At 53.4% G+C, this 23,836-nt stretch carries 23 protein-coding genes and 1 pseudogene; 16 read left to right on the top strand and 8 right to left on the bottom strand.

The features are described 5' to 3' along the window. Positions 1-6 precede the first annotated feature (6 nt). Positions 7-3,675, top strand: a complete 3,669-nt coding sequence (locus tag GN112_RS06710; RefSeq protein WP_155309508.1) for a conjugal transfer protein TraG N-terminal domain-containing protein — start codon at positions 7-9, stop codon at positions 3,673-3,675. Between the two features lie 28 nt (positions 3,676-3,703). Here GN112_RS06710 and GN112_RS06705 read toward each other — a convergent pair whose 3' ends face one another. From GN112_RS06705 to GN112_RS06695, 3 genes are read right to left on the bottom strand one after another with little or no spacing between them, the layout of a single operon-like run. After that, complete coding sequence (locus GN112_RS06705; protein WP_155309507.1) at positions 3,704-3,931, bottom strand: hypothetical protein; 228 nt, start codon at positions 3,929-3,931, stop codon at positions 3,704-3,706. A 47-nt stretch (positions 3,932-3,978) separates the two neighbouring features. Further along, on the bottom strand, positions 3,979-4,416 hold the full coding sequence (locus GN112_RS06700) for a type II toxin-antitoxin system VapC family toxin (RefSeq protein WP_155309506.1): 438 nt from the start codon (positions 4,414-4,416) through the stop codon (positions 3,979-3,981). Beyond that, a complete protein-coding gene (locus GN112_RS06695) occupies positions 4,403-4,642 on the bottom strand; it encodes a type II toxin-antitoxin system Phd/YefM family antitoxin (RefSeq protein WP_155309505.1) in 240 nt (79 codons plus the stop codon). The genes GN112_RS06700 and GN112_RS06695 overlap by 14 nt, the downstream gene beginning before the upstream one ends. A 185-nt stretch (positions 4,643-4,827) precedes the next feature. Between GN112_RS06695 and GN112_RS06690 the strand changes: the two genes are divergently transcribed. The 15 genes from GN112_RS06690 to GN112_RS06620 all read left to right on the top strand — a co-directional run bounded on the left by GN112_RS06690 (position 4,828) and on the right by GN112_RS06620 (position 18,545). Then, on the top strand, positions 4,828-5,916 hold the full coding sequence (locus GN112_RS06690) for a ParM/StbA family protein (protein WP_162458814.1): 1,089 nt from the start codon (positions 4,828-4,830) through the stop codon (positions 5,914-5,916). Beyond that, on the top strand, positions 5,909-6,403 hold the full coding sequence (locus tag GN112_RS06685) for a hypothetical protein (RefSeq protein ID WP_155308967.1): 495 nt from the start codon (positions 5,909-5,911) through the stop codon (positions 6,401-6,403). Before GN112_RS06690 ends, GN112_RS06685 begins: the two co-directional genes overlap by 8 nt. A gap of 33 nt (positions 6,404-6,436) precedes the next feature. After that, a complete protein-coding gene (locus GN112_RS06680) occupies positions 6,437-7,186 on the top strand; it encodes a thioredoxin domain-containing protein (protein ID WP_155308968.1) in 750 nt (249 codons plus the stop codon). A gap of 4 nt (positions 7,187-7,190) precedes the next feature. Further along, positions 7,191-7,643 carry a lytic transglycosylase domain-containing protein gene (locus tag GN112_RS06675; protein WP_155308969.1) on the top strand — a complete coding sequence of 151 codons (453 nt, stop codon included), beginning with the start codon at positions 7,191-7,193 and terminating at the stop codon, positions 7,641-7,643. A 335-nt stretch (positions 7,644-7,978) separates the two neighbouring features. Further along, the gene (locus tag GN112_RS06670; RefSeq protein WP_155308970.1) at positions 7,979-8,728 is read left to right on the top strand and encodes a hypothetical protein; all 750 of its coding nucleotides are present in this window, start codon (positions 7,979-7,981) and stop codon (positions 8,726-8,728) included. A gap of 9 nt (positions 8,729-8,737) precedes the next feature. Next, the gene (locus tag GN112_RS06665; RefSeq protein WP_155308971.1) at positions 8,738-10,078 is read left to right on the top strand and encodes a type IV secretory system conjugative DNA transfer family protein; all 1,341 of its coding nucleotides are present in this window, start codon (positions 8,738-8,740) and stop codon (positions 10,076-10,078) included. A 9-nt stretch (positions 10,079-10,087) separates the two neighbouring features. Further along, positions 10,088-11,440: an HD domain-containing protein gene (locus tag GN112_RS06660; protein WP_155308972.1), complete on the top strand. Its 1,353-nt coding sequence runs from the start codon at positions 10,088-10,090 to the stop codon at positions 11,438-11,440. A 146-nt stretch (positions 11,441-11,586) separates the two neighbouring features. Next, positions 11,587-12,717, top strand: a complete 1,131-nt coding sequence (traN, locus tag GN112_RS06655; RefSeq protein WP_155309503.1) for a conjugal transfer protein TraN — start codon at positions 11,587-11,589, stop codon at positions 12,715-12,717. Continuing rightward, positions 12,714-13,388 (top strand): hypothetical protein, encoded by a 675-nt coding sequence (locus tag GN112_RS06650; protein WP_197743246.1) that lies wholly within the window; start codon positions 12,714-12,716, stop codon positions 13,386-13,388. Before traN ends, GN112_RS06650 begins: the two co-directional genes overlap by 4 nt. Before the next feature lie 70 nt (positions 13,389-13,458). Next, positions 13,459-14,379: a TraU family protein gene (locus GN112_RS06645; RefSeq protein WP_162458813.1), complete on the top strand. Its 921-nt coding sequence runs from the start codon at positions 13,459-13,461 to the stop codon at positions 14,377-14,379. Between the two features lie 4 nt (positions 14,380-14,383). Then, a complete protein-coding gene (locus GN112_RS06640; protein WP_155309501.1) occupies positions 14,384-15,205 on the top strand; it encodes a type-F conjugative transfer system pilin assembly protein TrbC in 822 nt (273 codons plus the stop codon). After that, positions 15,195-15,485, top strand: coding sequence for a hypothetical protein (locus tag GN112_RS06635; RefSeq protein ID WP_155309500.1), 291 nt, complete (start codon positions 15,195-15,197; stop codon positions 15,483-15,485). Before GN112_RS06640 ends, GN112_RS06635 begins: the two co-directional genes overlap by 11 nt. Then, positions 15,463-16,002, top strand: coding sequence for a S26 family signal peptidase (locus GN112_RS06630; RefSeq protein ID WP_162458812.1), 540 nt, complete (start codon positions 15,463-15,465; stop codon positions 16,000-16,002). The genes GN112_RS06635 and GN112_RS06630 overlap by 23 nt, the downstream gene beginning before the upstream one ends. 27 nt (positions 16,003-16,029) lie before the next feature. Beyond that, complete coding sequence (locus GN112_RS06625) at positions 16,030-16,881, top strand: conjugal transfer protein TraF (protein WP_162458811.1); 852 nt, start codon at positions 16,030-16,032, stop codon at positions 16,879-16,881. Positions 16,882-16,892: 11 nt separating this feature from the next. Further along, complete coding sequence (locus GN112_RS06620) at positions 16,893-18,545, top strand: hypothetical protein (protein ID WP_155309497.1); 1,653 nt, start codon at positions 16,893-16,895, stop codon at positions 18,543-18,545. 28 nt (positions 18,546-18,573) lie between these two features. Here GN112_RS06620 and GN112_RS35150 read toward each other — a convergent pair whose 3' ends face one another. From GN112_RS35150 to GN112_RS35145, 5 genes and pseudogenes are all read right to left on the bottom strand, one after another. Continuing rightward, on the bottom strand, positions 18,574-18,798 hold the full coding sequence (locus GN112_RS35150; RefSeq protein WP_414736138.1) for an IclR family transcriptional regulator domain-containing protein: 225 nt from the start codon (positions 18,796-18,798) through the stop codon (positions 18,574-18,576). A 209-nt stretch (positions 18,799-19,007) separates the two neighbouring features. Further along, a complete protein-coding gene (locus tag GN112_RS06610) occupies positions 19,008-20,411 on the bottom strand; it encodes an IS1380 family transposase (protein WP_155309496.1) in 1,404 nt (467 codons plus the stop codon). A gap of 220 nt (positions 20,412-20,631) precedes the next feature. Continuing rightward, the gene (locus GN112_RS06605) at positions 20,632-22,296 is read right to left on the bottom strand and encodes a methyl-accepting chemotaxis protein (RefSeq protein ID WP_155309495.1); all 1,665 of its coding nucleotides are present in this window, start codon (positions 22,294-22,296) and stop codon (positions 20,632-20,634) included. Between the two features lie 229 nt (positions 22,297-22,525). Then, positions 22,526-23,527: pseudogene (locus GN112_RS06600) on the bottom strand (IS1634 family transposase); the annotation flags it as partial. Between the two features lie 53 nt (positions 23,528-23,580). Continuing rightward, positions 23,581-23,742: an ATP-binding protein gene (locus tag GN112_RS35145; protein WP_414736137.1), complete on the bottom strand. Its 162-nt coding sequence runs from the start codon at positions 23,740-23,742 to the stop codon at positions 23,581-23,583. Between the last annotated feature and the right edge of the window lie 94 nt (positions 23,743-23,836).

The raw sequence follows: 23,836 nt of genomic DNA, 5'->3' as shown, positions 1-23,836 counted from the left end.
GCGTCGATGAGAAGAATAGTCTATATCATCCTGTTTGCCGTAATCCCTTCCGGCGCCTTTGCCGCGGTGCCGGCCAGCCTGCAGGTCATCACCGTCCAGGGCGGATTCGATGTCTATGCCCATACCTTCAGGCGGCTGGCCCTGATCATGAGCGATGCCGGCTACAACAATCTGTTTTTCACCTTTATCGTGATCGGCATCTTCATCGCCGGCTGTATTGTCATCAGCCGGTCGGTGTTTGAGGGCCGCGCCCGGGCGACCTCCTGGGTGTCGTGGATCGGCACCATCATATTCGGACTGATCATCTTCAAGACCTTTATCGAGCCAAGATCCGATTTGGTCATCTTCGATGAAACCAACAATCAGTCCATTACCATCGGCGGCGTGCCCGACGGGGTCATCTTTATCGCCGGCCTTGCCAAAAAGATCGAAAACGGCCTGATCCACATCATCGAAACCAGCGGCAGTCCCGATTCGTTCATCGACAACCCCGGCGGCGTCACTTTCAACATCTTTGCCAAGGCATTTGCCCAAGGGGTGGACATGTCCGGCACCGGCACCACCGGAAGCTACCTGAACACCAATTTGAGAAATTATGTAAACGACTGTCTTTTTTTCGAGATATCCCGGCCTGGCACCACCCTCACCCTGGATCAGATTAACGTGAACACCGATTTCATCCCCATCTTCTCCCAGGCCTCCAACCCGGCCGTGTTTACGATTTACAGGGACAATGCCAACCCCACCGGGGCAACCAGCTCCTGTTTTTCCGCCTGGTCGCAGATCCAGGCGGAACTGGCCGCCATGACCGATGTTAGCACCGCCAACCAGAAGTACTGGACCGAGCGGTGTCTTCGGGCCGGCTATAATCACAATGTTACCGGTGCCGCGGGTCCGGACATGGTGACCCTGTGCCGGACCAAAGCGGCCGACCTGCTATCCAACGCCAGGATGTTGGGCGTGGTCGTCACCTCATCCCAATTGATGCGACAGCATTTAATGGCCAGCGAACTGTACGGTGCCCTTCAGGAGGCCAACCCGGACAACGCCATCAAGGTCACCAGTTCCATGAATATGGGCAACCGCCTGGTGGGCGCCGGCATCGCCGCCGGAGATTGGATGCCCCACATGCAGGCCATGTTGTTTGCCATCTTTGTGGGGATCATGCCCTTTTTCCTGATCCTTGCGGCAACACCGTTTTATGCCCGGATGCTTTCCTTTATCATGGGGGCCTTTGTCTTTTTCATCGCCTGGGGGGTTTGCGATGCCCTGTTGCATGAATTTGCCATGGACAAGGCCATTGATATCATGACCGAGATCAAGGACGGCCAGCTGGGGCTGAAATCTTTTTTGCTGTTCCAGTCCGACGCCATGAAGGCCTATGCCTGTTTTGCCCAGTACAAGGTCATGAGCATCATGTTCGCCAGCATATTTGCCGGCGTGTTGACCCGCATCGGCGGCAGCATGTGGGCACGAACCCTGACATCACCGGGCGGCCAGATGGCAAGTGCCGGCGCCGGTGCCGCCATGGAGGCCATCGATCCGTCCAAAAGCGCGGGAAGAAAAAGCAACCTTACCGAATCGGTTCCCACCCAGGTGCTGCACAACAGCTATGGGATGGCCAACCAGGCAAGGGCGGCCCTATACGGCAAGCAGACCGAATACCGGACAAAGGATGCCGCGGTAAAAGCCTTCGGCGGCCAGATGGCCAATGCCGGCGCTGCCGCCACCCGGATGTCGGCGGCCAACCTGACCCATCTCAAGGAAAAGGTGTCCCACTCCGACGCCGTCTTGAAATGGGGCAACGCCCACGGCCTCAGCAATGACGACACCATCCAGATGACCCAGGACTATATGCAGCATTCGACGGCATCGTCCGCCCTTGCCATGAACAAGATCGCCCAGGGGTACAATATCTCTGCCATGGAAGCGCTCGATTTCGGCAAGCATGTTCAGGCGGAAACCGGATACGGCAATGCCCTGGGGGTGGAAAAAGCCTTCCGGTCGGCACAGACGGACGGATTTGACGGCACCATGGCCGATTATCAGTCCATGCGGGCCGATATCGACAGCCGCAAGGGGTTTTTAACCGCCGAGACCGTTGAAAAAATGGCCGGCAGCTACTTTGGCGGCAACACCAACCGGCTCCTGCGCCATGAAGCCCAGTACAGCCAGAGCCAGACCGCCGGCATGCTGCACAGCCTGAGACAGCACCGGGTCACACCCCAGGAAGTGGGGGAGGCCCTGGGAAGGGCCCGTTCCTTTGAAGCCATTGCCAAGCAGGACCATCTGTTTGCCGCGGGCGACAACACCTATTTTCGAACCCAGTCGGCCCAGCTGTACGATGCGGCGGCAAAGCATCTCAAACGCACCGCCATGGAGGAGATCGCTTCCGACGGGTATCTTTCCAAGCAAACCCGATCCAATATCAAAGCCATGCTGGCCACCGACATGGGCAGCGCCCAGCTTCGCGCCCAAGGGGGCCTGGAAACCACCATCCGGGGCGAAAAAGAGGCCAGTCATTTTGGACAGTTTCTGAAAAGTCAGGGCGTGGATGTGCAAGGCAGGGATATCATCGGCGCCAAGGCCCGGATGAATATGTATCTGGACAACGACGGCAATCTTAAGACCGGCTTTGTGGCCGTTAACAAAGGAACGGTGATTACCAGCCAGGATTATCGGGAGCACAAAGGCGCCCTGACCAGGGATCAGGCCCGCGACCTGGGGCTTTCCCGGGAAGGGTTTTATTCCATCAAAAGCTCGGCCAACGGCGAAACCGCTCTGTTCGTTCATGGCGAATCGGGCCGGGCCTTTACTCAATCCAATATGCATGTGGAAAAAGACTCCGCCGATGGATACCAGGTGGTCTATAAGGACCCGGACACGGGAAAGACCGGATACGTTCTACTCAGCAAGGGGTCGGAAACCAGAGACGTGGCTTCCCATGTCCGCCATTTGAAAAACGGCGAGACGATGGCCTTTCAAGATGCAAACGGAACCCTGAACCTGGTATCCGGTGAGATCCGGTCCAAAGGGGTCATGCAGGATATCTCCGGCACACTGGACAATGGCCGTGCCGTGAGCTTTCGGTACAATACGGTCACCGGTGAGATCACCGACAGAGACATCAGCCAGAATGTGAACTTCAAGCCCGATGAAGCCTACCGGAATTTGTACGATAAATCCCATGGCAACATGCTTAAATTCTATGACCTGAACGATGAGGCCACCCGGCTGGCATTTGTCAACAACATGGCCCGAACGGTAGGCAATATTATCGGCGTTGATGAAATAAAAGCTATTGGTGGTAGAGGAGGCCTCGGGGCCTCTATCGGTAAACCCGGAGGCAAAAAGGGGTTTGGCCTATCCGGCGGAATGGAGCTGTCGCACTCCAACCGCCAGCAAATCAATCAGATCGGCGCATCGTTGCTCCATGCAATCGAGGAGTCCGAGGATCAATCCGGGTATGTGGATTATGACAAAGCCGATGCATTGTTACGAAACGAATGCGATGGCCTTACAAAACGGGGGTATAAGTCCGGTCGAATCGGTCTGACAAAAGAAGCGCACGACGGACAGGCAGCCAGAAAACATTACCAGGAAAACTTTGATCAACTGATGGATCAGATGATGCCGCCGTCAACAAATAAAAGCAGTAAACCTGACGATACATAAATTATGGGCTGTAGATGAACTGTGCGGTTTATTTGTCCAAAGGGCGGCATGGAGTTTCTGACGATGGGGTGTCCGATAATCCGGATGCGAAGTCAAACCATTTATAATCCTCATCGTTTTCATCAATCCAATCAAGGTTACCCTGTTCCAGCCCTCTCTTCTCTGGGGGCGTTTTGGTACCGACTTTCTTTTCAATCATTATGAAAACTACGACGATGCAGTATGTCGCGACAGCTATAGTTATCAAGGTTGCCATGAATAAGTCCTCCAACGATTCGGATAGAGCCTTTGCTCATCCTCCGGTCAGACCAGTCGACTTGGGACTCCAAGCTTCTTTGCGGCCTGGTGAAGAATCCGGTCACATGTAACCAGCTCCGCATCCAGACTCCAGGAACAAGCCAGATGCAGCGCATCGAGCGTTCTCAAAGCGGTTTTTCTGGAGGTAATCCATCTTTCGGCTTGAGAATAATAAGTGGACTTCATCGGTTTGGATAGGAAAAGTCCTGCATTGACATCCTTTGTAAAGGTCTTTTCAAGCAGGACGGCTTGTTCCTCCAATATTTCATCCATACGCACCCAGCGAGCCAGAGCGGAGGCAAACTCGACCTTCACGAGATCGCTGATGATCACCGGAGGTTGAAAGGAGATCAATAGATCCTGTATTTTCCTGCTGACCGACTCTTCCCGATAATAAGGAAGCAGAGCGCTCGTATCCAGGTAAAAGCGTTCAGCCTCGCTCATTTCGCATCTCACGAATCATCTTTGAACTTGCTTGTTTCGAAGGCGGCAATTTTGAACGGAATTCGCGACGATCCGGGAAACGAAGGTCTTCATCGTTCTTGTCGATTAACACCAGTTTCGCGACCGGTTTCCCACGACGGGTGATGATGACTTTTTCACCGGCGGACACTGCGTTTAACAGCCGTCCGATATTTTGCCTCGCTTCGCGTACACTTACCCTTTGCATTCCTTGACCTCCCGATTGATGCGGCATTTCATCGAAACGGCGCCATCTTTCGCTCCATGAAGTACCGTTTTTAAGTGTACACACTAAAAGTGTTTACATCAAGGGGAATATACAAGAATGCCATTTACCGGGAAATGGGTCGAATCGTTTTTTTAACCGTACGCCTATTATTAGGACATCGACCCATGCATGACCGTCAGGAACATTTCGTGGTGGATCAAACCGTAATAACACTAAAAAACGAGATCGCAAGAATGGCATTTTCTCCAATCCTAAGAATGGGCATCGATATCGGGTTCGGTGACGTGAAAGTCGTCTCGGCAAAGATCGGCGGCAACAAAAAAGCTGATATCGTTAAATTCAAGTTCCCGACCGCAGTGGCCCGGGTAAAAAGCAGAGCGATTACGGGTCTGGACGATGCTCAAGTGGAGTACGGTTTTGAAAATTCGAAATACCTTTTGGGAAGCGATGCCCTTGGAAGCATCAATATACTGCCCACACGGGATATCGATTTCATCGTGGAATTTGGTCCGCTTCTGATTTTCAAGGCATTCGAGCATGCGGCCCGGCATTATCATCTGCCGATAGAAACGGTTTGCACCTCCGCGGAAGTCTGTCTTGGGTTGCCTCTGGCCTACTACAAAGAGAAAAAAAATGAACTGGCCAGGCGGCTGGCCCGTTTCGAGGTGACGGGCTGCAGGGTCGACATCAGCCGGCTGGCGATCCAGGCCCAGGGCCAGGGCATATTGCTGGATTTTTTGTTCGACGACCATTGCAGGCCCGACAGAAAATGGCTGGGAAGCGATCTGCTTATCCTGGACATCGGATTCAATACCATCGACATTCTCTGTGTCCAAAAAGGTAGATCCAGCTCTGAGTGGTCCAATATGCTTGAGGGTGCAGGAATCTGCCGGATCTGCAGAGACCTTGATATTGAACTGAAAAGGATGGGCCTGGAACTTGGCGAACAGACGATAAAAAACGTATTGGTCGAGCGCCGGGCCACAAAGTATGGCAAGCCAATCGATCTTTCCGCAACCATTGCCCGGCTGACCTCCGATTACGCCGACTTTTTGCACCGGCAGATCCAGTCCAAGCTTTCCGATGTATTGAAAACCACCCGCAAACTCATCGTTGCCGGCGGCGGCGCCTATTATGTGGCCGATACATTCAAACGAAAATACTCAGGGGGCTTTCTGCTGGTGCCGGTTGATGCGGAATACAGCAATGCCGGAGGGTTTTACAAATATTTGAAGGGCGTCAAAAATGGCTGAGCCGGTGCGGTTCCAATTCTCCCTTGCAGACGACGATACTGCCAAACAGCTCCGGGCGATCCCGGCCGGCCACCGGTCGCTTTTTGTCGAACTGGCCCTCGATGCCTGGTTTGCCAATGAGCAGGCAAATGGCCGCAACCGATTTACCTCGGCCGTTTTTCCATCCAGCCAAAAGAAACCGTCCCGTCCGACCCGATTCCGGCTTTCCCTTGCAAATGAGGATATCGTGCGCCGGTTGCGGGCCATCGCTTCAAGACACCGCTCACTGGTTGTCCAGATGGCCATAATCAACTGGCTGGCGTCGAAAATCGGCAGAAAGATGCACGCACTATTTTCCGCCAAAGACATGCGGCAGGCACCGGTTGGCATTCAACCGACGCCCGGCTGCCTCAATTCTGCGGACAACGGCCATGAGGCTTCTGATGCGGTAAACACGCAAGTCTCCGACACGGAAAAACTGATGAAAACCGCATTGGAATTTGACTGAATACCCATCCGTTAGAAAAGAAAGGACAATCAAATGAAAATGAGAATGATGATAGTGGCCGTGGTGATTGCATTCATCCACGCCACCGGCTTTGCCCGGGAAAACGATCCCTGCCGAAATATCGATCTTGACTGGTTGCGGACGCATTCTCCCATACCCGCCGGGCAGATCGTATCAAAGCAGAATATGGATTCGCTGTGCGAGATTGTCCTGAAGATCGGCAACGAATATGTACCGCTGTTTGCGGGCAACGACTTCATTATCGCCGGCGAAATGCTCAAGCACAGAACCCAGGTGACCAGGAAAAGGATCGATGCGCTGAAAGCCGACAACTTTGCGAAGCTGATTCCCCGGCTCGACGCGGTCGCTGCCATTGTTTATCTGCCCGCGGAAAACAACGGCCGGACGATCTATTTGATCACCGATCCCTTGTGCGGTCATTGCAACACGGCCGCCGAGAAAATCATTCCATTGGCAGAAACCTACGGTGTTTCGGTGAAGGCGGTTTTGTATTCGGTTCACGGACAGGAAGGGGACCATAAATCAATCGAGGCGGTATGCCGGGATTTTTCCCTGGATCAGTATACGGAACATAAGTGGAAAAGCCGGCCCTTTGACGAAAGGCATCGATGCAAACGGGGAGAAGAACGGGTCAAGGCCGCCAAGAATGTGATCGGCAAAGCGGGTATCGGCGGTGTGCCGGTATTTATTTTCGATGACGGCCGGTTTGTAAACGGCGCCAATATGACGGCCGTTGAGAAGATTCTGCAGAGCATGGACTGAAGAGATGGGCCTTAGGGTTGCTGCCGCACTGATCGTATTGACCGCTCTCGCCCCGAATGTGCACGGCTATTGTTTTAAAAAAGCCGGCGCTCGCTATGGCATATCGCCCCTTTTGCTGAAAGCGATCTCGGACGTGGAAAGCAACGGCGACATTCATGCGGTAAATTATAATGCCGCCTCCGGCACGGTGGATATCGGCCACATGCAGATCAACAGCTTCTGGAAGAAACACCTGGGCGCCCATTATGCGACGTTGTTCGACGCCTGCTACTGCACCATGGTCGGCGCCTGGATTTTAAAGCAATGCATCGCCCGATACGGCTACGATTGGGATGCCGTGGCCTGCTACCATACCGGTTGCGGGGTTGCGGATGCCAAGAGTCGCGCAAAACGCAAACGTGGATTGGCCTATATCCGGAAAGTGAAAAAGAGACTCGCCGCGGCAAAGCAGCCATAGGCCTTTCCCCGTTCACCGTCGTTCCAGGGGTCGATGCAGGGAGGCAAATCATCAAAATCGCAGCGGCCTTTATTCTGATCACGGGCGTTATCGCCGGTCTGTATTATGAATCGGTTATCCGGACGTATTTTCCGGAATATTCGGCGGTCCTTTTCGCAAGCGCCGTCATCTGCTTCGCCGGACTGATCCATGCCCTGATCATGCGCAACCTGTTGATTGCGCTGTTGACCGTCTGCGGGGCGGCAGCCGTTCCCTGGCTGGTTGCCTGGTTCACGAACTATTGGCCGTTTATCGCCCCAAAGCTCACCTTCCTTGGAAAATGAGGATTCGGAATCATGGCAAACAAAGAGACCACGGGAAATCCGGGGATCGGCGGCGACATCGTCCCGGTAGGCCAGAGCCGGTCCAGCACCCAGTCCATCTTCGGCAACATCATCGACGCCATATCCCAGATCCAGCAGTTCGCCGTGATCGAACGCTCCGGCCAGGACATACCGGACGATTTTCTCACCATCCGGGGGAAACTCAACTTTTTCAACATGGGCTTTGGAAACGGTTTCATCGAAGGGATCATCTTTGCGCTGCTGACCGCATTCACCCTGCCGATCATGTCCGACGACGGCTTGAAAGATTGGGTGGAGCGCTATTTCCCGCTGGTACGATCGAAGCTGTTTTTGTGGTCTTTAACCTGTTCGCCGATCATTATCGCAGGCGGCCTGTGCTGCTTTTTAAGCAAATACCGGATCGGCATCCTGTCCAAAAACGCGGTGGATTCCCTGCTGATCGGCCGGCTGTTTTCCCTGGCCGTCAAAGGGATCCTTATTTTCGTCGCGCTGATCTTTGCCTCCAATCACCTGACGCCCGAGCTGGCCTGGAAGGCCGCATACTTCCTGGCGCTCCAAAAGGAGCCGCTTGCCGCAACCATTTATCGGATCATTTGGAATGTGCACCCCCATCTCGTTCCCACCGCCTACCGGACGCTCCTGGTGTTTTTTATCGCCACCATGACGCCGTTTTTTTCCATATGGCTGGTATCCATTTATCGAAAAAGCAGACAGAAGAAAGCGGATCTGTTCTGGCATTGAAAGGCAGGTATGGCATTGGGCAGAAAACGCAAGACGCACACCCTGATCGGCAAGGGCATTGTCCTGGGCGATCCCAGAAACCGCATCCGGAACATCTGGCTCAAGGACGCCGAGCGCAAAGGGCATCTGTTCTGCTTCGGGACCACGCGCATCGGAAAGACCAAACTGGCGGAATCCATGATCTGCCAGGACATTGAAAAAGGGTACAGCGTCATGTTGGTGGATCCGAAGGGCGATATCGCCCTGTTTTCCAAAATTGCGCAGGCCGCATTCGCCGCCGGCCGGCAGGAGGAGCTGTGCCTGATCACCCCCGTCTATCCGGACAGCTCGGCCAGCATCGATCCGCTGGCCTACTACTATATGCCCGAAGAGATCGTCTCCCATGTGGTATCCGGGATCAAGGCCAAGGAGGAGTTCTTCGTCAACGTGGCCTACGAAACCACCCTGGTCATCGTGCTCTCTTTGATCATATTCCAGCGCATCGGCCGCTCCAATGCGGCCCGCATCAATTTTGACGAGATTAAAAAGCGATGCTCCTATTCCGGGCTTGAAAAACTCAAGGAAAGCCTCAGCGATGTGACCGGCAACGACGCCGATGAGGTTCGGGCGGCCCTCTTACAGCTGCTCGAATCCCCGGCCGACTATTTTGCCAAGATATCCTCATCCCTCAGAACGGTGCTGACCTCCCTTTCCACGGGGAGCGTCGGCCGGATCATCGGCAAGGCCAACGCCAACCGGTTCATTAAACGACTTGAAGAGGGAAAAAGGGTCATACTGGTCATTCAGACGGGGAGTCTGCTCACCCGCCGGACCAGCCATATCGTGGCCCGGGTGATGATATCCATGCTGCAAAGTTTTGCGGGCCGCAGATTCGCATCGGGAAAAACCGTCGATCCGCTCCTGTCCCTCTATCTCGATGAATTCTCCAACATCGCCTATTTCGACATCGCCGACCTGTTTAACAAAGCCGGCGGCGCCGGCATCTGGATCCACGCCTTTTCCCAATCCGTTGCCGACCTGGATGCCGAGATCGGCCGGGATCACGCCAGGAAAATCCTGGACAACACCAACACCAAAGTCTTCATGCGGGTCAACGACCCCCAGACGGCCCGTTATATCTCCGAGTACTCCGGCACGGTGAAAAGGTTCAGCCCGATTCTGCAGCTGGGCGGCGGCATCATGATCCGGGAAACCGAAGAGCAGGCCGTGCTGACCGAAGACGCCATGAACCTCGGACTGCAGGACTTTTTCATGTTCGGCCTTTCCGGCGCCTACAAAGGAAAAACCGTTGCCGTCAAACCGCCCGTGCTGGAGGTGATCTATCCGGATATCAAAACCGCCGCCAACTAGGACTCGGCCATGGGCTTTTTGGCAACTCTTTCCTTTTGGGACAAAATATGGATGGCTCTGGGGCTGGCCGGTCTATTGCTGCTGTTGATCCGGTTTCATTTCAAACTTGCCAGAAAGGAGAAGGATGCACTCATACGCATCGATCGGTTTATGGACACCCGCATGACGGGCCAATCGGACAACCATCCGTGCGCCATGGATCATGATTCCCAGTGCTTGAAATGGAAGCATCCCGACATCGGGATGTTTTACAAGGGATATGTCGAGCCGTACACACAATTGCTCCGGCGGATCGATGCGCTTGATACGGTCGTCGACCTTCTCGCCTTGCTGGACGCTGAAGGCCATTGCCCTTCCATCGCCGGACGCGGCCATCAACACGGCCCGGCCGACAAACCAGCCGATCTGGAAGCGTCACGGTGGCAATCCGTCCGGCATAATGCCTATGCCATCCTGCACGAAAATGTGTCCCTTCGCGAACACAGCCTCAATGTGGCCTCGATGGTCGTTGAACAGCGAAAAAAAGGGGGCAGGGATTTCCAGATGGAGCTGGGGCGTCTTCTCATCGTCTCGTTGGGGCATGATATCGGCAAGATTCCCGGAAAATCGAAAGGCCATGCGGCCAAGGACCACTGCATGGCTTCCCGGGATGTCCTCGACGGGATGTTGCCGGCCGACTACCCGTCCCGGGACGAAATTCTGGCAGCTGTGCGGGACCATCATTTTTCTTCCGCATCGGGCGGCGCTTTGCTGAACCATCTGAAAACGGCGGATCATAAAGCCAGACAAATGGAGCTGAAAAAATACGGCTGCGAGGCAACCATCGCTCCGTCGTTCTTTAAAACCGCAGCGAGTCATCCAACAAAACCCGATCGGGCCTCTCAAAAACCCCGCTACGCTTCCGTCGATCTTTCCTGGCTTGAGCTTTCGCAGCTACTGCAGCTTGTAGCCGCCAGAATCAATGTGGTGGAAAAGGGAAAATATGAGGCCTTCTCGCATGCCGGCATGGTTTATGTCTATCCGCGTCTACTGGCGCAGTGCGCCTGCCATCTGGCCATGCAGGCCGGCCGTATGGAGGTCGTCGCCCACATGGCCACGGAAGAGAAGATGGAAGCCTTGATGTACGCCATTCGAAAGGCCCTGGAGGAACACGTTCCGGACAAACTGATCGGAGCCGGGTACATCGGACGGAAATTTCAGATTGCATCCGGAAACGGCGACTGCATGAACCCCGGTTTTTACCTGCCGTTGAAAATTTCGGCATTTACACCGGCGAGTCCCTCGGAAATCGAAAAACGCAAACAAGGTGTTTCCCTGCTTCAATCCATCCAGAGTGTATCCATTTATTATCCCGATTCCTGAGGTCCTAAACACCTACCTTCCTTCCTTTCCCCGTTGTCTGTAAACCGCTCCCGGCTTTACCGGCCCGCCATTATCAAAACAGGCAAACCAATTGAGCGCACCATTGCCACGGCATTCCAATCCAAGGGAAAACGAGAAGCTGCCCCATGAATCGCAAACCCATCATGATTCTGCTGTCCATCGGAATTGCATCGGCCGTCCTGATATCCGCCGCGTTTGGTGACGGACTATTGCCCGTCTTGGGATGCTTTCATGACTACAACGGTAACGGCGCCCTCGATTCCGGAGAATTCGGGCAATGCGTGACAACCCCCCAGGGCGATCTTTGCATGCTGGACAACATCCCGTGCACGGAAACGGTGACCGCCGCGGTCTGCCCGGGGGAAAGTGTGCTGAACGCCGTGTCCGACCAATGCGAGCATCCGGTCCGGTATCGGTGCGCCGGGTCCGGCGCCATCTATCAAAGCCTTGCCGAATGCAGCGGCGATTGTTCTCCAAACGCTGACTGCGCGGTCTTTTGTCCCGGAAGCCTGACCATCCGGAACAACGTCTGCAGCGCCGATCCGACGTGCACGAACGGCGCCTACGACCAAGGCGCCGATGCCTGCATCGAAGAAACCTGCCCATACGGCAACGCGTTTGCGTGTAAGCAGTTCAATGGAGAAACGTTCTGCAGTGAAATGTCGTGCGCGATATCATGGGATATCATCACCAACCTGGGATCGGCCCAGGGTGAAGACGACATTCAGGACAACGGCCCCGTCAGCGACGAAAATATATGTATGGGGCAGATCTATATTTTCACCGGCAAGGATCGAAGATGCCGGACCTGGGGCGCCACCATCGCATTCGACGATTGCTGCCGGGGTGAGGATTACCTGTTCGGCATGGCGCAGTGCAAGGAAAAGGAAATAACCCTTGCCCGGCTGAAAGGCGAGGGCCTGTGCCATTATGTGGGGCAATACTGCTCAAAAGAGATCAGCCTGGGGTTTACCGACATTTGTGTGGAAGAATCCAAATCGTACTGCTGTTTCAACAGCAAGCTGGCAAGAATCGTCCAGGAGCAGGGGCGGGCGCAGCTGTCAACCTTTAATGGCTGGGGAAGATCGTCCAGACCCAACTGCAGAGGACTCACCCCCGAGGAGTTCCAGGTGCTGGATTTTTCTCAAATCGATCTGTCCGAATGGCACGGCGATATCGAAACCAAATCCCAGACAGAAATCCAAGAGAACCTGCAGCAGGGCGTTACGGATTTCTATGACAGGATCGGCAATTGAAGGCAGCCAAACCATTATCCTATCGAAGCGTCGCCATGGGCATGCGTGCCAAAATCGCAATCGCCGCAGTCATCGTCGCATGCGCCGCTTCCCAGGCAACCGCCGGAATCAGGAATCTTGGCATCATGGGAAAAACCTACCCCGTCGTGGAGTTGGACGCCCTTGTCGAAATCCGGAACAAAGCTGCCGGCATCGACTGGCAAGGCATCCTGCAGTCGCCGGAGAACCTGAGAAAATTGAGAAACTACAGACCCGAGGGGCTTCCCAGGCTTGCCAGAGCACGCGTTGACCGGACTTTCCTGGTCGATATGACCTACACCCTCGATTTCGATATCCCCAACGGCAGAGGCGGCATCCTGTATCCGGCAGGCTACACGTTCAATCCCCTGGATTACATCGACTACCCCAGAACCATCGTCGTGGTGGACGCCAGTGATCCCGAGCAGGTCGACTGGCTGGAAAGCTCGGGCCATGCCGCCGATCCGAACACAAGACTGCTCATCACCGACGGGATCTATCTCGATGTCAGCTCCCGGATCGACCGGCATGTGTTTTTTGTCATGCCCGCCATCGCGAAACGGTTGCAGCTTCAGGCCGTGCCTGCGGTGATCCGGCAAAAGGGCGGCAAGATGGAGGTGAGGGAAATTGCGATTGCACCAAAGAAGAAATAGATGCATTGGCCTGCTTTTGATTGTTTTGACCATGCCATGCACGGCCCACGCACTATGCGGCGGAAGCTTCATGAACCCGATCTCCGATGTGTGCTGGGAATGTATTTTCCCCATCAAGATTGCCGGGATGTCCATTGGAACGGGGATGACCAGCGGATTGGCCGATCCGCCGGATGCGGCGTCGACGCCCATATGCGTCTGCCCCTTTCCGCCGCCGGTTTTCCAAAGGGTCGGGATCTCCCTTTCCTTCTGGGAACCGGCCCGGCTGATCGAGACGGTCAAGGACCCGTTCTGTTTCCCATCCATCGGCCAGAGCATCTACGGTGAGACGGGCACTGCCGGCTTGCTCTCCGGGGCTAACGACGAAGAGGGCGGTAACCAGGAGTCGGCCAATACCTTTGCCCAGGCCCACTACATGATATTTCCCGCATGGTCCATCATGGAGCTTCTCACCGATTTGACCTGCGTGGAAAAGGGCGGGTTCGACATCGCCTATATGACCGAGTTCGATCCGTTATGGAACGACGATGAACTGGCGTTTTTCATCCAGCCCGAAGCCTTGCTGTTCGCCAATACCGTGGCCCAGTTCTCATGCGTGGCCGACAGTGTCAGCAGCAATATGGGATTGCCGCAACCGGCGCTGTTCTGGTGCATCGGATCCTATGGATCGGTCTATCCCCTGGCCGGCCTGATCAATCAATCCAACTATATTCAGTCCCAGGCCGCACTGGCCGCCCGGATGATCTATAAACTGGCCAGGCAGGGGCTTATCCTCGATCCCGGCGTCTACATTTGCGCGGCGGTCCCCACCCCGATCTGGGTAAAATGGAACTACCGCCTGCAATTGGCCAAGCCGGTCAGGGCTTCCGGATGCATGCCCATCGGCCGGACCGGTCTTTTGTGGAGCACCATGAAAAATCCGCCTTTTGTGCCCGGCGGTGACAACTTCCTGTTTGTCAACTTCAGAAAAAGGGTGTGCTGTGCATTTTAACGCCATGAAATTGTCGAACGCGCTGCTGAGCATGGTTTTTTGCGCGTTCATCTGTCTGCCGGAAACGACAGGCGCAACGGATAACACCGTGGATCTGGTGAACGACGCCATCGACCGGGCAAAACAATACCAGGAACAGATAGCGTTGCCCGAACAAACCAACCGGGAGGGGCAAAGCGCCGCCGGAAAGGCTTTTGAAGAATTTCAATCCCAGGCGTTTCAAGAGAAGATCGCCGCTGAAAAAGACCGCATCGAGAATTCGCTTTTCGGGCCGTTTTCTTCGCAGCCGCCGGCAGCGGCGACCGACGGGAAAATCTGTCCGGATGGATGGCCGGCCACGGAAAGACTGATTCTTTTTATCTCCTCTTCCATGCCGCTGTCTGTCCTGAGAACCTATGTGAAGAATATCGATGCCCTGGACGATCCGAATGTGGTGATGGTGTTAAACGGGTTTGTGGACGGCATGCAAACTGTCCGCCCCACCCTTGATTTTCTGGAACAGCTGATGGTCAGGGATAGAGACTGTCGCCTGAGCGAAGGCAAGCCGTGCAATGTGTATGATGCAAATATCCAGATCGATCCGTTGCTCTTCAGCCGATTCGGCATCCAGCAGGTTCCGGCCGTTGCATATGTCAGAAACGTTAAAATGATCGATGCCCGGCAAAGCATGGCGTTGGAAGGCAATCTTTCTCAAGAAATCGATGCCGTTGTGGTTTATGGCGACGCCTCCCTGGAATACTCTCTGGAGCGGATATTCGACGAGACCGGAAGCCCTCGGATCAAAAAGGCCGTGCAGACACTTCGGGAGGATTTCTATGCGCAATAGATTGTTGTTGATAGCTGTATGCGCCATGGTTTCCATCTCCAGTTCCGCTGCCGCCGTGGCAATCTATCACCATTGGTTTGCGGTCAGGATTGTCGCCGCCGACACCGCCACCTTCATGCGGCAGGCACGCGCAGACTATCTGAACCGGAAAATCACCCCCAAGCAATTGGAGCAGCGGATCGAGCAGGCGATGGGGCTGATCCGGCAGCAGCCGGCCAACAGCGTTGTGTTGACTTCCGATGTGGTGCTTTCAAAAAATGTTAAAATCATTGCGCCATAGACTGTTCGGGCAGGCGAAACCGCCCCAGGGATCGAAAGAGGTAACCGTTTTTTTCATCTGTCTGTGGGTCGGGATCCTGGTGTTGACCTATGTGGGGATGGCGGTTCCCCGGCATATCGCATTTTCAAAGACCCGTTCCTTGGCGCACCGTTTCTTTTTTTACAAGGATCGTTTCCAACAAAAGGATCTTGCGACCGGGCGCCATGTCATCATTTCGATCTACTCGACAATCGTGGACAACTGCAAACCCTGCACCGTGGTCAAGCAGATCGGATGCAACGAGGGAGAGCATCTTTCAGTCACGGACCATGGATATTACTACTGCGGCGATAATTACCTCGGCCATGCCAAAACCCACTCCAGGAAAGGCGCGCCTGTGGAAAATTTCCGGTATGATGGAATCGTTCCCCAGGGAAAGTTCTTTGCCATCGGTTCGTGCCCGGACAGTTTCGATTCGAGGTATATCGGCTTTTTGGATAAAGCGGATGTCAAGGCGATTGCCATCCCCCTGTTTTAAACGCTCATGGTTCAAGAAGAGGTGAGAATGATCCGGCCGGTTATTACTATCAAAATGGGCATATGGTTCGTCGCAGTGGTGTTTTCAGTTGCCTTTGCGGTTGCGGCCGATCTGTCCTACAGGGATCAAAAACGCGGCTGGTATTGGTACGAAGCGTTTGCCGAAGAAAAGCAGCCGCCGGATGAGGAGACAACGCGCGGGCCGACGATCCCCGAGTATTCATATGATCAATTGTGGAACATGCACCCGGATGAATTTCAGAAACATTTGAGCCGGGTCACCAAGGCCGCCGTTCAATTTCCGACGGAAAAAAATGTCGGGCAATATTTGAAAATTCAGGATGTGGCCCGCAGAAAATCGGTGGCCTTTGCATCGGTGGTCAATTTTGTGGGCCAGAAAAATCCGCAATATTCCACCGAAGATGTCTATCCGATCACCGCTCCGGGACGTGTTGCCCTTACCGGTATGCAGGAAAAGGAATACGACCAGGTCTTTCTTGAGGCGCAGAACGAGTTTGGCTTGATCATGTTCAGCCGGAAGGATTGCGGGTTTTGCGATGCCCAGCTTTCAATCCTCTCCTTTTTTGAAAACCAGTACCATTGGCCGGTGCGATCGGTCGACATAGCCGACAATCCGAATTTCGCGGCCCAATTCGGCATCGGGCAAACCCCATCGATTATCCTGGTAAACAAAGGGAGCCGGGATCATCTGCCCATCTCCTCCGGTGTCATCTCCATGAGCGATCTGAAAAAACGGCTGTATCGCTCCATCCGATACATGCAGGGCAAAACTTCTCCGGAGCAATGGGCATTGTACGAGTTCGAGAGGCAGAGCGGCCACGATCCGCTGAGATTCATATCGTCTGAACAAACCAAATAGGAATCATTGATATGCATCCAATCGTCATCACCATACTGGCTTTGTTGATCTCTTCTCCCGCATCGGCAGCCGAATACGATGAGGGGTATTCCGCCGGAACGTCTTCAGCCCGATCCATTTTGTCGGAGATCGGCGGTGCCGACCGGATCAACAGCCGCATTCAGGTTCCCATGACATCGGACACCGGTTCGTTGACCACCTTCCAATCCACATATGCGGACCCGGATGACCCGGGGCCGCAGGATTTTAAAGCGCAGTTGACAGAGACGTCATCCGATGCGTTTCTCGAGGTCCTGATCCAGCCGGGACCGGCCCGTGATATCGGAACCTTGACCGTCAGACAGGATACGGATTTTGACGATGCCATGGATGCATCCTACACGCCCCCGGTTATTGCGTCCGGCGTGTGTGCCAACGGCATTATATCCTGCTCTCCCGGCACCTGGTACAACTGCCGATTTTATCGGTGGCAGGCCAACCCGGATTCATCCGTCTATTTGAGTGAAGTCGATGGCATCGCCGATCTGGCCGGCTGCTATTGTGTCAACGCCGGCTGCGGCGGTGATCTGGTGTGGGCCAATGCGGCCAATATGCTCAAAGACCTCGGCGGCGGCATTGTCGGCACCATCCAAAAAAGCAATCCGGACGTTGTGGTTACAAAGGTATCCTCCGATGCGGAATCGATCAGGTACTACGGTCAACGCGCATCCGACGCCGGCATCAATCAGGGCAGTGCGCAGATCTATTTTTCCGGTTCGCAACACCCCGAGCAATATTACAATCCCCAAGGCGGATCGCTGCCCATCACCGAGCAGGTCCTGGCCCAACAGGCCGATCCGGCGAGCCCCTACAGTCAGCTCGGCAGGGCCTATGATGCACGGTTGAATCCCAGGCAGGAAAAATCCTGCAGCATCTCGCATGCGGTATCGATTGCATCCTCGGAAACGCTGGTCCTTTCAACCCATGATACCTGCGGTTCATTGGATCTGTCCGGCTGCGTTCTAGACCGGGAGCAATTGTGCGATTATGAAAACAAAAACTGTGTGCTCACGGTAAGCGACGGAACTGCAACCGGGTTGTCCCCGATCTTCCCGCCGGTATATGTAACGGACAGCGATGCCGGGCTTTCCTTTGCGGCGACGGCAACCGGCAATGCCATCTCATACGAGACTGGCGGCATGAACTACCTGCTGGCGTCCGGCCCGGATCTGTGGTGGAACATCCGGCGAAAATACCTTTGCGATACGGGTGTTGTCTTTCCTACGGATGAACCGATTGATGCCGCAAATGTTGTTTCCGGTTCGGTGGAAAAGACCGGCAACCTCATCTCCTATGATGAGTATGATCCCGCAACCGGTGCAACCACGCCGCAAAGCGCCGGCCTGCCGGAAATCCCCGCCTATTCGGCCTGTGAGATGGCCTGCAAGGTCCGAAAGCGATCCGCCAACACCCAGGCCGGTACCGATGCGAATACCTGGGACTATCAGAACTCGGTGGATAGCGTTCAGGTGGTTTATAAATCATGCGGTGCGGACCAGGCATGTCCGATTGAATCAGGGGAAACCATTGTTCAGAATTGCGCCTGCCTGAATGAGTTTCCAAATGCGGTATCCCATATGCAGGTGATGGAGGCTGCGGCAAATGATATGATTTGTGCGCCGTGAGGTTTGTTGTTCACATGCCTATCTTTTTCTAGGCGTTCGATATGGCAATGCTTTTGACAAGTTCTCCTATTTTCGGAAAATCTTCTACCCCTATTCTAAATGCCGGAGCTGCCACCCCTATCCCACCAGCCAACTTGGCAGTGTGATCAAATATCGGAGCCACCACCCGGCAAATCCCTTTTCTGAGTTCTTGATTTTCACAGGCATAACCGATTTTTATTGTATCGTCTAACTCTTGTTCTAAAACATCGATGTCTGTAATACCTAAACGAGGCGATTTTGGTATTGAACAGAAGTATCCGGGTAAAACATGGTAGAGAAATTGAGATCGTCTGAGAATTTGAGACTATTTTCCCGGACAAGCTATCCTGATCGGATTGATTGTGGGTATATGCGCAAATAAGCCTGTTTTAGGGCACACCTCTCCACCAGTTTTACTCAGAGTCTCGTTTTCCTTACCGGTTATTCGATAACCGGCGCTGTGCGGCACCGTTCGAACAACTCCGGCAAGCGGAGGCTTTCCACACAGGCCTTGGATACCTTCAAAATCGTTTCCCCGCTGTGGGAGACAATCTTTCCGGCGATATCGATCAGCCGTCTGCGCACCGTGGAGGCATAGGAACCAATCGATAATACCGGCGCACTGACATCTTCTTTAAACGATTCAAGCAGAAAATGACCGACAAGCATCGTATAATACCAGGCTGCATTGGGAGCGAATCGCTTGAAAGGCAGTTGTTCGTGACCAAAATCCTTCAACGCTCGGTTAGCCAATTCGTCTCTGCCGCGTTCATGATAGCAGGCGACAAGGCCGTTGGTGGTCAGATATTCCACCGCTCCTGCTTTTTCCAGCATACTGTCGATCGCCTGGCCTTGGCCGATGTTGGTGACGATGATGGTGTCAGGCCGAAATCCCGGAAGGTAAAGCTGTTTGCTGTCATCGTGCATCAACCGACAAAAAATCGCGCGGCGGAACCGTTTCCAGTTGCCTTGCCGGATACCGAATTCGGCATATTTCCAGGCTTTCTTCTTGCCGGATTCGAATCGTTTCCATTTGGACGCATCCCAGTTGTCCGCCATTTGCTTGATGTCTTTATACACTTTGCCGCCGCAGACATAACCGACATGAAGCCTTTCGCAAAGCTCGAAGATTTTCTGGTCGAAAAACCCGCTGTCCATGCGGATGATAATCGGCACATCCCCACGGTAGTCGCATCTGATTTTAAGAACCATGTGCCGGATCATATTCTGCACGGCATCACCGTGATTGGAATGTTTATCCCCGCTGCGAAACGCCGCATCGACAATCAAACGCCCCCAATTCATCTGCAGGGGCTGAAAGCCCTTTTTCTTCTTGTAGGTGGGCTTCACGCCGTGCCGGCATTTTGCATCGTCATTGTCCATGACCATCGTATCGATACCCAATTCGATCACATCGGGTTGCGTAATCCGCAGACGCCAGATGAAAAGGGCCTGCAAAAGGCGCCGGAACAAAAACACGCGAGTCCAGGCGAATGCTTTGAAAAAACGTTTGATTTGATGAGAAGAGGCCATGTCTTCAGTTGGCGTCTCTATGCTGCCGGCATAGCCCTCATCGCGAGAAATCTGGTCGAAATATGCCAGGCGCCGACTGGTCCCATCGGCGAAAAAGCAGAGCACTTGTTTGAAAAGTTCTGTAATGGCAAGGCCTTTTCGGTTCTTGCGGATGGATCCAAACCAGCGGTCGAACCAGCCAAAAACCTGAATGCCGTGCATATACGCCACGAACAGGGCCAGCCCGGCTCTTCCGGTCAACCGGTCGGACGTCGTTTCGATGCGTTGGATTTTGAGTTCACTTTGTCGGTAGTTTTTGCTATGCTTACTCATAGAGTCCTTTACCTATTGGGTGTGTTTACGCTTGTTGTAAACATGGTGGTTTTTAACAAGTATTATAACACATTATCCAATTTTAGAGGACTCTTTTTTTGTGAAAATCGCGTATTTTAGGTATAAACAGTGTTGTCGCTATTGCCGATCTTTTCATGATGTTCCTCTATAGTTGATAACGGGCGTTGAAACCATGCCGGTATGATGAATTTAAGGATACCTACACCTTAAATTGACTCACCATCTCTTTCAACTCGGCTGAAAGGTTCATTAACTCCTGCGCGCTCATATTCACCTGGGAACTGCTGTTCGATATCTCGCCTGCCGTCTGGTTGACCTCCGATATATCACCGGCGATCTCTCCGGAGACGGTTGAACTCTGGGCGACATTCTCGGTAGCTTCCTGTATTCCCTGGGAGGCCTGGGCCACGTTTTCCGCAATATCCTTGCCTGTCACGGACTGCTCTTCAACCGCCGTTGCGATGGTGACAACGATCTCGTTGATCTCGCTGATGACTCTGGATATATGTTCGATCTCCGTCACCGTACCGGCGGTTGTGCCCTGGATGCCTTCGATCCGGTTTTTGATTTCCTGGGTGGCTTCGGCTGTCTGTTTGGCGAGTTCTTTAATCTCATTCGCCACCACCGCAAAGCCTTTGCCGGCCTCTCCGGCACGTGCCGCCTCAATGGTTGCATTTAAGGCCAGCAGATTGGTCTGCTCGGAGATTTCGGTAATGGTCTCCGTTACCTTGCCGATTTGATTGGCAGCCTGTCCAAGCTCATTAACTTTATCGGACGTACTCTGGGCCTGTGTGACGGCCTTGCCGGTTATGCCGCTGGCTTTTTCGGTGTTTTGAGCGATCTCGTTGATGGTGGCAGACATCTCTTCCATGGCTGTTGCAACCATGGTAACATTGGTTGAAGCCTGCTCGGTTGCCGCAGACACCGAGTTCATGTTGGCGCTCATCTCTTCGGCAGCCGCCGCAACAGAGTTCGCCTTGCCGGAGCTATCTGCGGAACTTTTTGTCATATGTTCGGAAAGAGACGAAAGAGACCCGGACGAATCATTCAGGATCCCGGATTTTGATAGAATACCCTCGATCACCTTTTTTGTGTTTGCCACCATGATATCAAAGGATGACGACAACTCTCCAAGCTCATCTTTTGTTTTTATATCCGTTCTTTTGGTCAAATCGCCTTCGGATAGTTGCTTTGCCGTATCCGTTATCTTCAGGATCGGCGTGGTAATCATTTTCGCAACCAGAAACATCGAGCCAAGCATGGCGAAAGCGGTAACCGTTGTGAGGAAAAGCATTATCCGTTTTATAAAGCCGGCGATGCTCTGCATAGTATTGGAAAACCTGGCGCTGTTGTCTTTTATTTTATCAACTTCGGCTGAAAAGCGTTTGATGAGTTGCCGGTCGGTTATCTCGTTATTTACGTATTGCCTCAATATTTTCTCAGCGTTCTCAGCGTCTTTTAAATCCTTGTCCAATACCTCGAAGGTTTCCCCGAAACCCAGAAGTTTAAAAAGTATAATTTCCATTGAATTTACAGCATCATAAACTGCAATAGGCGCCTTTTTAATCTCAAGGACTAACTGAATCATCCCCATTTCACCTACGATATCAGATTCTTTGGTAACATATGTTGCCGTATTTGCGTCCCTTTCGCCCGGATGGTCATTTAACGACCTGAAACATGCCGAGGTTTTCCATTCAAGATAAATTGCGTCCTCGATATGATCCCGCTCAAGCTTTTGAAGATGCGTTGTTTTGGCAATCTCCAGCATGCCGAAGATCGAAACAAGGGACATTGTCAGGGCGATTCCGCCAAGAACCAAAAACTTTGTTTTGATTTTAAGGTTCTGAATACTTACAACCACTTTAGCTTCCTCCTTTTTTACAGGTCAGTTCTTACAGATCAGTTGTAGGATTGAGTGTTGGACCGGCCGGCGCCTTTGTTATTTCCTGACAGCTATGACCTTCTTATCGGCAGGTGATTTTAAAACTTAACTCAAGTTTGACAGTCGATTTTTAAATATCTATTTATTTCAACGCACTACAACACCCAAAAATGTTCTTGGCACTACCTTTTTAGATTTCGAGCGCGGCTTACGCGTCCTGTATCGTCGGCGGTATTGCCACGCCAACTGCCTGGAAGATCTTACCGCATACGCCCTTGCTTTGGCTCCTGATCGATAAGCGCCTGCCGTCCTCTTCGATGGTTACCCGTTGCAGGGCTTTCAAGTCCTGCTTGATCTCGGCCCACTCAAAACGGTGGCCCGCTTTCGACAGACGCCGATCAAGCTCTTTGCGAAGGACCAGTGCCAGGAAGCTGCAAAAGACATGGCCTCGGATCGTCCGGTCTTTCTGGTGGAAGATCGGACGGGTCGTAAGCAACGACTTGACGTCGCGGAAGACTTTTTCTACCCGCCACAGTTCTTTGTACTTCAGCGCCACCTGGTCGGCAGAAAGACCCGTGTTGGTTCTAAGCACCCATTTCCCGTCAAAGCGCGATTCATACTTGATTCGGTTTTCGTCAATGCTGGTGCTGCCTTTTTCGATCTTCACGTATTTGCGAAATCCCTTGTTGCCCACAAGACTTTTGGGACCCTTTTTGAGTTGCTCGGTCAGTGCCAGAACGATAGCCTCACGATCAGCGGCATCTTTGCGCTGCTGACTGGGATTGACACATACGATGTACCGGCAGCCGTCTAACTCGACTTGCTTGACCTTCAGCGGAGCCGGTTTGCTCCGGTCACTGGTTTCAGGGTATACCTGCCTGTACCGGCCTGGCTGGGACAGGACACGGTCCCGGATCTGCTTGACCTTGCGCATACGGGCACCGAGGATGTAGGCAATCGGGCTGTCTTCAGATTCGAGTTGCTCCAGCGTGTCTTTGCTGATCATGCCCCGATCGGCAACGATGCAGATCCGCGCAATCTTAAACCGCGTCTTCAATCGCTCCACGATCGGCAACAAGGTCTTGACATCGGCGGTATTGCCCGGCCACATCTCGCAACAGATGGGTTGGCCCTTGTCATCCAATACCGCGCCGACCACCATTTGAGCCAAATCGGGTCGGTGATCCTTGCTAAAGCCGCGTTTGTCAATGGGAATGAAAAGTGTACCAGAAATGGGAAAATAAAATTGTACCACCCTGGGGTTCATTGAACCTCCTTTTTCCCATTCTCGGCTACCAGCCCGGAAAATCCGGCGGTGGCAAAATCGCTCTTTGAAAACGTGTGACCCCGGAGCCGGTAGCTGTGGCCCTTGATGTTTATCACCCGGCAATGGTGAAGCAGCCGGTCGAGGATGGCTGTGGCGATGATCTGTCACACGTCTGCGTTATGATGGCCTCAAAACCAAAGAAAAAGGAGGCCGCCATGACAGACTTCACCATCACCGAAGATTTCCCAAGAT

This window comes from Desulfosarcina ovata subsp. ovata (genome assembly GCF_009689005.1).
GTDB classification, from domain to species: domain Bacteria; phylum Desulfobacterota; class Desulfobacteria; order Desulfobacterales; family Desulfosarcinaceae; genus Desulfosarcina; species Desulfosarcina ovata.
Note: the sequence above shows the minus strand (reverse complement) of the source record. Positions and strands in the feature narration are given on the sequence as shown.

Bases quoted from the DNA above. Each gene is read 5' to 3' on its own strand.
- GN112_RS06710 (WP_155309508.1), top strand. From the start codon at position 7: ATGAGAAGAATAGTCTATATCATCCTGTTTGCCGTAATCCCTTCCGGC.
- GN112_RS06705 (WP_155309507.1), bottom strand. From the start codon at position 3,931: ATGGCAACCTTGATAACTATAGCTGTCGCGACATACTGCATCGTCGTA.
- GN112_RS06700 (WP_155309506.1), bottom strand. From the start codon at position 4,416: ATGAGCGAGGCTGAACGCTTTTACCTGGATACGAGCGCTCTGCTTCCT.
- GN112_RS06695 (WP_155309505.1), bottom strand. From the start codon at position 4,642: ATGCAAAGGGTAAGTGTACGCGAAGCGAGGCAAAATATCGGACGGCTG.
- GN112_RS06690 (WP_162458814.1), top strand. From the start codon at position 4,828: ATGCATGACCGTCAGGAACATTTCGTGGTGGATCAAACCGTAATAACA.
- GN112_RS06685 (WP_155308967.1), top strand. From the start codon at position 5,909: ATGGCTGAGCCGGTGCGGTTCCAATTCTCCCTTGCAGACGACGATACT.
- GN112_RS06680 (WP_155308968.1), top strand. From the start codon at position 6,437: ATGAAAATGAGAATGATGATAGTGGCCGTGGTGATTGCATTCATCCAC.
- GN112_RS06675 (WP_155308969.1), top strand. From the start codon at position 7,191: ATGGGCCTTAGGGTTGCTGCCGCACTGATCGTATTGACCGCTCTCGCC.
- GN112_RS06670 (WP_155308970.1), top strand. From the start codon at position 7,979: ATGGCAAACAAAGAGACCACGGGAAATCCGGGGATCGGCGGCGACATC.
- GN112_RS06665 (WP_155308971.1), top strand. From the start codon at position 8,738: ATGGCATTGGGCAGAAAACGCAAGACGCACACCCTGATCGGCAAGGGC.
- GN112_RS06660 (WP_155308972.1), top strand. From the start codon at position 10,088: ATGGGCTTTTTGGCAACTCTTTCCTTTTGGGACAAAATATGGATGGCT.
- traN (WP_155309503.1), top strand. From the start codon at position 11,587: ATGAATCGCAAACCCATCATGATTCTGCTGTCCATCGGAATTGCATCG.
- GN112_RS06645 (WP_162458813.1), top strand. From the start codon at position 13,459: ATGAACCCGATCTCCGATGTGTGCTGGGAATGTATTTTCCCCATCAAG.
- GN112_RS06640 (WP_155309501.1), top strand. From the start codon at position 14,384: ATGAAATTGTCGAACGCGCTGCTGAGCATGGTTTTTTGCGCGTTCATC.
- GN112_RS06635 (WP_155309500.1), top strand. From the start codon at position 15,195: ATGCGCAATAGATTGTTGTTGATAGCTGTATGCGCCATGGTTTCCATC.
- GN112_RS06630 (WP_162458812.1), top strand. From the start codon at position 15,463: ATGTTAAAATCATTGCGCCATAGACTGTTCGGGCAGGCGAAACCGCCC.
- GN112_RS06625 (WP_162458811.1), top strand. From the start codon at position 16,030: ATGATCCGGCCGGTTATTACTATCAAAATGGGCATATGGTTCGTCGCA.
- GN112_RS06620 (WP_155309497.1), top strand. From the start codon at position 16,893: ATGCATCCAATCGTCATCACCATACTGGCTTTGTTGATCTCTTCTCCC.
- GN112_RS06610 (WP_155309496.1), bottom strand. From the start codon at position 20,411: ATGAGTAAGCATAGCAAAAACTACCGACAAAGTGAACTCAAAATCCAA.